This window comes from Sphingobacterium sp. UBA7253 (genome assembly GCF_002472745.1).
Lineage (GTDB): Bacteria > Bacteroidota > Bacteroidia > Sphingobacteriales > Sphingobacteriaceae > Sphingobacterium > Sphingobacterium siyangense.
On sequence record NZ_DKSP01000025.1, the window covers coordinates 1 to 8,326 of the forward strand.

Genomic DNA, 8,326 nt, shown 5'->3' on the forward strand with positions numbered 1-8,326 from the left:
TAATTTATAGAGGAAAGATACGAATTTCTATTCACTGTACTATTGATCTCATGACTCCATATTAAACAGCCTCTAGGATGATTAACAGATCAAAAAGTAGGTATTCCTAGGGACCAATAATTGCTGCTCCATATCGACAAGGAGAAAACTCATGAGAAAAGGAACAATATTTGTACGCTATTAAATCTAGCTATACGTGATATCGCTTAATCAACGCTTAATTTTTGATATGTTATGATTTGTTCAGATAAAGATATTTTAGCCGTTCTCTCCTCTTCATTGGATGCTTGCGCAATTTATGATAGCGCAGATCTCCGTATTTCTTATGCAAGCACTAACATGTTAAAATTGTGGAATTGTGATCACAGCGCGATTGGGCAATATCTTGAGAATTGTCTTCAACAAGAGGAATTAACGCCTTATATCCCTCTCTTGAAAAACGTTTGGGGAAATGAAAATACACAGCTGATCGACAAGATAAAGATTAAACTCAAAAGCGAACAACAGTCTTCACTCCGATATACGCACACGTTTGAATATCATCCGCTCATCAATGAAAAGGGTGAAATTTATGGCATATTTAATCAAATTAGACTGCTACCTGAAAATGAAGACAACCATCCACTTACACAAGAAAAAAATACCATTGAACGAAAACTGCTACAAGATTTATTAACTCAAAAATATACAGTAGCAGGAAATCACTACAAAATTCCCACGAATAATTACACCTTATCACCTAAACATACCGAAGATCTCAATGAAAAACTCAAGGGGGCACTCAAGAAAATCATAGAGAGTGAAGAACATTACCATTTTGCATTACAGTCGGCCGAGATGGGAACATGGAACTTAAATTGCAAAAATTACCTCGTCAATTGGGATGAACGGACTCGAGAACTCTTTGGTTTTGCGAAAGGTGAATATGTTCCATACAATGAGGTCCTCAAATATATTCATCCAGAAGATAGGAATAGAATCGATCAAGAAGTCAAAAAATCACTGACTTTTCAAAACAAAGGTGTATATGACGTAAAATTTAGAACCATTGGAGCAGAAGATCTTCAATTACGGTGGTTGCACTGTAAAGGAAGAGTATACTTTGACCAAGACCAACAGCCCGAATGGTTTGCTGGCACCGCTATAGATATTACCACCCCGCATCAAGAGCATGAAAAACTTGAAGCAATTAATCAACTTATCGCCAAAAGAGATCAACAGTTCAGAATGATTGTTGAAGCCGCCGGTATTGGTATCTTTTCTATTGACATGGAAACCAAGAAAATGGAACTCAATGATCGCTGCCGTGAATTATTTGGCTTCCACCAGCATGACAACATAAAAGAAGCTGACTTTTTCGCCCAAATTCTACCTCAGTATAGAAATATCATTCATCATGTTTTTCAGGAAGTAACACACAAACAATCTCCTTTCGATTGTCAATGTGAAATAAAAGATAAAAAAACAGGTAAGATAAAATGGTTAAGGTCAATAGGCGGAAGTCAATTGGAATCGGATACGACAAGACACATGATCTACGGCGCTATAATAGACAGCACCAATGACAAGGAAGAAGAAAGGAAAAAACTAGACTTTATTAGTATCGCAAGTCATGAACTCAAAACACCTTTAACCTCACTAATTGCCTATATCCAATTACTACAAGCCAAAGAAGGTACACTGAGCACCGAAAAGCGCATGCAATATCTCCACCAATCTAATGAGCAAGCAACGCGCATGCGCGGTTTAATCGACGGCTTTTTAAATGTTACTCAATTAAATGAGGGTAAGTTAGTACTTCGCAAAAAGACATTTAACGTTTGTTCTTTACTCGATTATATTCAAAATATCTATTCTTTAAAATCTGTAAAGCACTTCATTCATTATTCAGGAGCAATCGATTCGAATTTGGAGATTATCGCCGATCGTGATAAAATCGAACAAGTGTTAATCAACTTCATGGATAATGCCATTAAATATTCGCCCAGTAATTCAACAATTACCATGCATGTGGCTATACATTCAGGTTATTTTGAAGTCGAGATCAAAGACCAAGGAAAAGGCATTAATCATAAGGATCAGAAACAAATATTCAATAAATTCTATCGTGTAAATGACGATGCGGATCGTTATGCTTCGGGATTTGGCATAGGACTGTTTATTTGCAAAGAAATTATTCAAAAACATCAAGGAGAAATTGGTGTCGACAGCCAGATCGGCCAAGGGTCAACCTTTTGGTTTAAAATTCCGGTCAGTGTATAAATAACAGCGCTAATTATCACCAATAAAATTTCCGATAGCAAAAAAAGCAACAGTTGCGAATCAAATCACAACTGTTGCTGAAATATGAATTCGTCACCTATTTCTTTTTCAAATCGGCTCCGGCAATATCTTCCCATCGATAATAATGGAATGTTTTATCGTCACTCATAACAACAAACAAGCCATGTTTGAAGGTTTCATTTAAATTAAAAGAGGTAGTTTCCGAACCATCACTTTGTGTTGCCATAACCGGCACAGTCTTCAGATATTTATGTTCGAAAGGATTGCTTTTGGTTCCTTCCCGACTAAAAACCTGAAAACGATTTGCACCCTGGTCCGACACCAAGATATATCCAGTACTGTCGGTCACTTTATAAATCGAAATACCTTCATGATCTTCTTTAAAACCTGCTGTAGCAAATAATGCCAACTGTTGGTTTCCCTTTGCTGGATCCGCATAGTATTGTTTTACGCCAATCTGTTCGTCCGAATAGTAAATATACCCAAGCTCATTGTCCACCGCTATTGCCTCAATCTCTTTCTTTCCACTAAATGAACCAAATTTACGAACCAGTGTAGCTTTTACTGAACCAGAACCATTATCTTCCAATAAATATTGTCCCAAATAGCCTTCTTTTGGTCCATTTTTTCGCCCAACAATAGCATAGATCTCTCCTTTTGGAGAAGTATATAGGGCAATCCCCATCAGATCCCTAAATTCAGGTTCAGTTTCACCAACAAACATATCTAATCCCCCTTGATCGATCGGCTTCATGTCAGGTAGTGAAAAAATACGCAATTTATGGGTCATACGCTCTGTTGTGACAGCGATATCGACAGGTTTCCCCCCCAATACCAAACCGTACGCTACATCGACATTGTTTGGTCGTTTTAAATTGGAAACCACTTTTTCTTTGACCGTTTTACCCTGTAGATCGTACACGAACAAAGCTCCATCGGCATCTTTATCCGTTGCTATAATCAGACTCTTGCTCGGATCGCTCTTATTGATCCAAATTGCAGGATCATCCGAATCATAACGCACAGCATCGGTCACAACAACGGGTTTAATTGATTCGACGTTATTTGTTTGCGCATTTTTGCATGCTATTTGAAGCAGGGTTGATGCTCCCAAAGTTAGTGTTAGTATTGTTTTTAAATTTGTCATTATATGAAGTAAATTAGAATTTGGAACCAAATGCCCCAACATAAGCTGCAGGCTGCGGAGAATTATATGTTAGGCCGTTTGACATCACCAGGCCGCTCGTAAAATGGGGTTTAAAAGCCAAAGTACCGGCCTTTAATGCAGGTGAATTCCCCTGAAGATGAAAATCCCAGGTTGAATCAAATACGTAATTGTCAACCGATGTTTCTAAAGGATAAGAAATAAATTTAGGGTTATTCTCCCCTGCCACTTTGCCTCTAACATCATTACTACCACCTACAATATCATTTTTACCGACCTGAAACTGATCTACAGTCAATTGACCATAGCCATAATACCAATTATTACCTGACACAGAACGGCTATCTTCTGGTTTTTTAGGATCACGCTTGACTCCAAACCGTGTATTGGCAAAAAGATTATTATAAATCTCGGCTCTGACAGATGCTTCTAACCAAATCGAACCTCCTTTGGCTGTCGGTCTACGCCATCCTGTGTTGAGCATGGTATTATTGTAAACAATAATATAAGCCTGCGGTGTGCGGTCTCCCGAGTTGGATAGTTTTAACGCATTCGTATTGACACTATACACTAGGTTATACGCCACATCTGCAAGACATCCAGATTTGAAATTCATCGCTTCTCCACCTGTCACCCCATTAGAAAAGAAACGATTGTTAGCGAAAATGATTTTTCCACCTTCAATATACGTGCAGTCTTCGTGAAAATGACTTACAGTACTATTTTGAACAACTAGTTTTCCGTCTGAATTTGAGAACCACAACGCTGGCAAAGCTTCACCAGACACTTTTTTATACAAGCCCATTTTTACAGAAGTCGACGCATCCGAAGTAATTGCGCCACCATACTCAATGACGGTATTGTCCAAAACAAGTTCCTGACAGCTTGGAGCTGCTAAAATTCCTCCCCATAACTTGCCAAATTCATTCGTCTTCGTCTTATACCCATCTTCAACCGTAAACTTTACAGGATTTTCGGCTGTACCTAGTGCGTACAAATTACCCAAAACAACAATTTCAGGCTTATTGACGGAATCCATCAATACGGTTACACCTTCCTCAATCGTCAGGCTCTTGCCTTCGGGAATAATAATATCTCCCTTAATATGCTGCACACTTCCTTTGCTCCACACACCGGAAACCTCACCTATAGCACTTCCGTCAGCATCAGAAGTATCAACATCTATATTTGCTTTTTCACAGGCACTTAGCACCACTATAAAAAACGCTAGAAACGATAAAATACATTTATTTTTCATCTGTATATATTTAATTTTTAATGATGAAGCAGATTTCACTTATCGAAAACATTGGCTTTCCAAAAAAATTCAAGCTTCACCTAAACAAATTGTTCTTAATTCACATCACACATGTTCAGATTAAAACATGTCGTGTTTTACGCGAGTCTATTATTTACTAAACGAATAACGTAAACCAAGGATATAGTTCTGTCCATACAAATCCTTTCTAATCAATGTATTTCCGCCTTCAATAAGCTTTTCGCCGATCTTCTCATTTTCGGGATTTGTTCCTTTCACATACAATTCCATTGGTGTATTCAAGATGTTGTTAGCTTTGGCAAAAATGGCCCAGCCAGCTTTAAATTTCTTCTCAATAGAAGCATCTAACTGAACAAATCCTTTTTGCCATAAATCATCGTTCAAAAATTGCGACACTGTATTGATTCGTGAGCCGGTATAAGATCCAGCTAACTGTCCTTCCCAGCCATTATTAGCATCTTTGTAAAGTAGCGATAGATTGGCCACATGTGCAGCTTGCCCATATAGCGGCCTCGTTTGATCCACGATAATCGCTTCAGGGTCCTGTGTGGTTTCATTGATTCGAGGTGACATCTTGGCGGTCGTTATACGTGAATGTGTATAGGTATAATTGGCCTTAACACCAAATTTTTGGATATACTTGATATAATCAACCTCGATACCAAAGTTGTTGGCGTTACCAAAATTACCGGGGGTGTAGTATACATCCTGCTTACGAACCTCATCCGGTTGAAAGGTATATTCAATTGGGTTTTTGATTTTCTTGTAAAACATACCCACAAGAAATTGAGAGGAAGCTTCAGGGAATAATTCATACCTTAAATCGAAGTTATCTGCTAAGGCATGTTTTAAATCTGGGTTTCCTTTTTCTAAAAACTCTTCATTAACCACACTTGAGGGTACAATTTCATAAAATCCAGGTCGGTTTAACGCTCGATAATAGGCCGCATGAAGCTGTTGTTTTTCGTCCAAATGATATTTCATGGTCAAACTTGGCAGCCACTCTGTATAAATTTGAGATCCTTCTGGTCTTTTTTCTCCTGCAGGAAACAATAATTTATAATTCTGATTGGTATGCTCCATACGGATCCCTCCGATCATCTGCCATTTGTCATTCTCATAATTGAACATGCCATACGATGCTGTTGTCTTCTCACCGGCGTCGTAAGTTAATGGATTTGCGACAGCTCCAGTAGGATTGGTAACAGTTAAATTGAGATCGGTATAGCGCTGAAAATCCACGCCGTATTTATACTTTGCCTCTTCTGCCGAAGCTGGTGATAAGTTGTAGTTATTGTAAAAACTACTACGCTGTTTATCACGATACAAACCTCCGGTCGATAGCTCCAGCTTACTGTTTTCCATTGGAACTTTATAAGCTACATCCCAATAGCCTGCACGATCATTATCGGTATTCCGCTCCCAACGATAGGTTACAGGAGATTTATTCACGAGAGAAGTCCTTTTACGTTCAAAATTTTCTTCTACTCCATCCAAACTGATCATCGTATTTTGTGGCAATTGATTGCGGGCCGAAGAGAGTACTCCTGACCAACGGACATTCAGACGATTATCTAAAAAATGATGATCCCCCTGTAGGGTACCATTGTAAATTTGTTGCTGCGTTTTTCGGCTTCTTGTCACATAGGTCAGTTCGGCTTTACCAATGCTGGGATCATACTGACCATTGTATATCGTATTTACGGCATCGCGCAATTGCATGTTATTTAAATTCACATACATTTGATAAAAGCTAACCCGATGATTTGGATTAAATCGATAATCGATCTTGTTATGCAAACCTAAGCGTTGTTGCTGTTCATCATATTGACGATCGCTCTGCTCAGTAATTACTGCATTGGGATTTACGCCAACGACAGCCGATTTGTAGAAAATAGAACGACTACCTCGATGTAAATTTTGATAGCTCGCGCCCAAAATAACGCCCAATTTATCATCCAAATACCGATTTCCTATTGTCAGATTGCCGACAAGGTCTGGAAGGGGTTTTTTATAGGTATAATCTAACGCACCCTTATTAAAATCAGCAGCGGTTGCATTGTAATTCTTCCCATTCAGTTCGTAGGGAGATTTTGCCGAAGTTCCGCCTGTTGAAAAGCTTCCAAAATCACGATTAAAATAACGTTGACTGTAACCTGTTGCCAAATTTGCCTGCAGCAATAATTTAGTCGGTGCCGATTTCATAACCATATTGACAACTCCACCCACCGCATCGGCTTCCATATTTGGTGTTAGCGACTTGTAGACTTCTAAGCGTTCCAACATATCTGAAGGAAATAAATCCAAAGGCACATAACGGTATTTATTATCCGGACTTGGAACCTTTACACCATTCACTAAAGTGGTATTGTAACGTTTGTCCATCCCCCTCAGAATAGCATATTGTCCCTCGCCATTCGAATTTCTTTCTATAGATACACCCGAAACACGCTGTACAACATTTGCAACGGTGATATCCGGAGAAATCTCTATTGCACGCGCCGAAACAACATTCATAATTTGTGACGCATTCTTTTCCAAACGCCTTGCACTAGGATCATCATCCCCCCCATTCCGGCGTCCTTTTATGGTTACTTCCATTAATGTCTGTTCGGTAGACGTCAGCTGAAAAATAAAATGAGGTGTATTTTCTTTTTGAATTTCGATTTCTTTAATTAATTCGGCATAGGCCATATGCTTGATATGAACCCTATCCACACCTGCAGATAATCCTTTGAATTCAAACGAACCATCCAATTGTGTTTTGGTCGATAGCCCACGCTGTTCCAAGAATACTGTTGCACCAGCAATAGCTTCACCAGTTTGACCATCCAATACCTTACCTTTGATTTTGGTCGCATAAGCAGCGCTGACCGAAATACTGGAGGCAAGTAATACCGTTAAAAAGTTTTTCATTTTGCTTAGATTATTATGAATCTTTGATTGTTGTCGCAAAGATGGCAGCCAATTTTAATCACACAAAATATCTAGCGTTACAACAAGGAAACAAGGTAAAAAGAGCACTATACAGCAAGGAAACAGAAAGATCTAAAACGCTAATAAACAGTAGTTTAAAAACAAATTACACGCCATTAACATTCTATTACTCCTATGTTAAAAAATTATGAAATACCAACGAGATAACCCGCTAGATCCTCTCCTTGTTCCAATCTTAATTTTTTTCGCAATCGATGTCTGGCAACACGAAGGCTATCTTGTGATATGCCCAATAGGACGGCAATCTCGATATTATTCAAATTTATTTTAAGCAATGCTATTAATCGCATATCTGCGGCCGTCAAATCTGGAAATCGTTGAATAAGTTTTTCAAAAAAGCTGTGATGCACCTTTTCGAAAGTTCCCATAAATTCTTTCCAATGGATGCCCTGTGTGATATTTTCATTGATCTGCAACACCAACTTCTGCATTTGTCGTTTTTGATCCCTGCGTTCGTCCTTAACCATTCCCTTTAATTCATCACGAAGTTCTTCCAAAAATTGATTGTTACGGATTAGATTTAAAGTATGGGATGTCAATTCCTTTTGCTTGAGCGACAGTTCTTGTTTGAGCTGCTTATCTTCAAGCAACTGGTTTTTAAG

General features: G+C 38.6%; 5 protein-coding genes. 1 reads left to right on the forward strand and 4 read right to left on the reverse strand.

What is annotated here, in order from left to right; genetic code table 11:
• The first annotated feature begins 234 nt into the window (after window positions 1-234).
• Window positions 235-2,262, forward strand: coding sequence for a PAS domain-containing sensor histidine kinase (locus B2X72_RS01600; RefSeq protein WP_286848140.1), 2,028 nt, complete (start codon window positions 235-237; stop codon window positions 2,260-2,262).
• A 97-nt stretch (window positions 2,263-2,359) separates the two neighbouring features.
• Here the strand turns inward: B2X72_RS01600 and B2X72_RS01605 are convergent, their stop codons facing one another.
• From B2X72_RS01605 to B2X72_RS01620, 4 genes are all read right to left on the reverse strand, one after another.
• The gene (locus B2X72_RS01605; protein WP_286848141.1) at window positions 2,360-3,430 is read right to left on the reverse strand and encodes a phytase; all 1,071 of its coding nucleotides are present in this window, start codon (window positions 3,428-3,430) and stop codon (window positions 2,360-2,362) included.
• A 13-nt stretch (window positions 3,431-3,443) separates the two neighbouring features.
• Window positions 3,444-4,706: a right-handed parallel beta-helix repeat-containing protein gene (locus B2X72_RS01610; RefSeq protein ID WP_286848142.1), complete on the reverse strand. Its 1,263-nt coding sequence runs from the start codon at window positions 4,704-4,706 to the stop codon at window positions 3,444-3,446.
• A 150-nt stretch (window positions 4,707-4,856) separates the two neighbouring features.
• Window positions 4,857-7,643, reverse strand: a complete 2,787-nt coding sequence (locus B2X72_RS01615; protein ID WP_286848143.1) for a TonB-dependent receptor — start codon at window positions 7,641-7,643, stop codon at window positions 4,857-4,859.
• 206 nt (window positions 7,644-7,849) lie between these two features.
• Window positions 7,850-8,326 (reverse strand): helix-turn-helix transcriptional regulator (locus tag B2X72_RS01620; protein WP_414711781.1); only part of this gene is annotated, 477 nt, incomplete at its 5' end.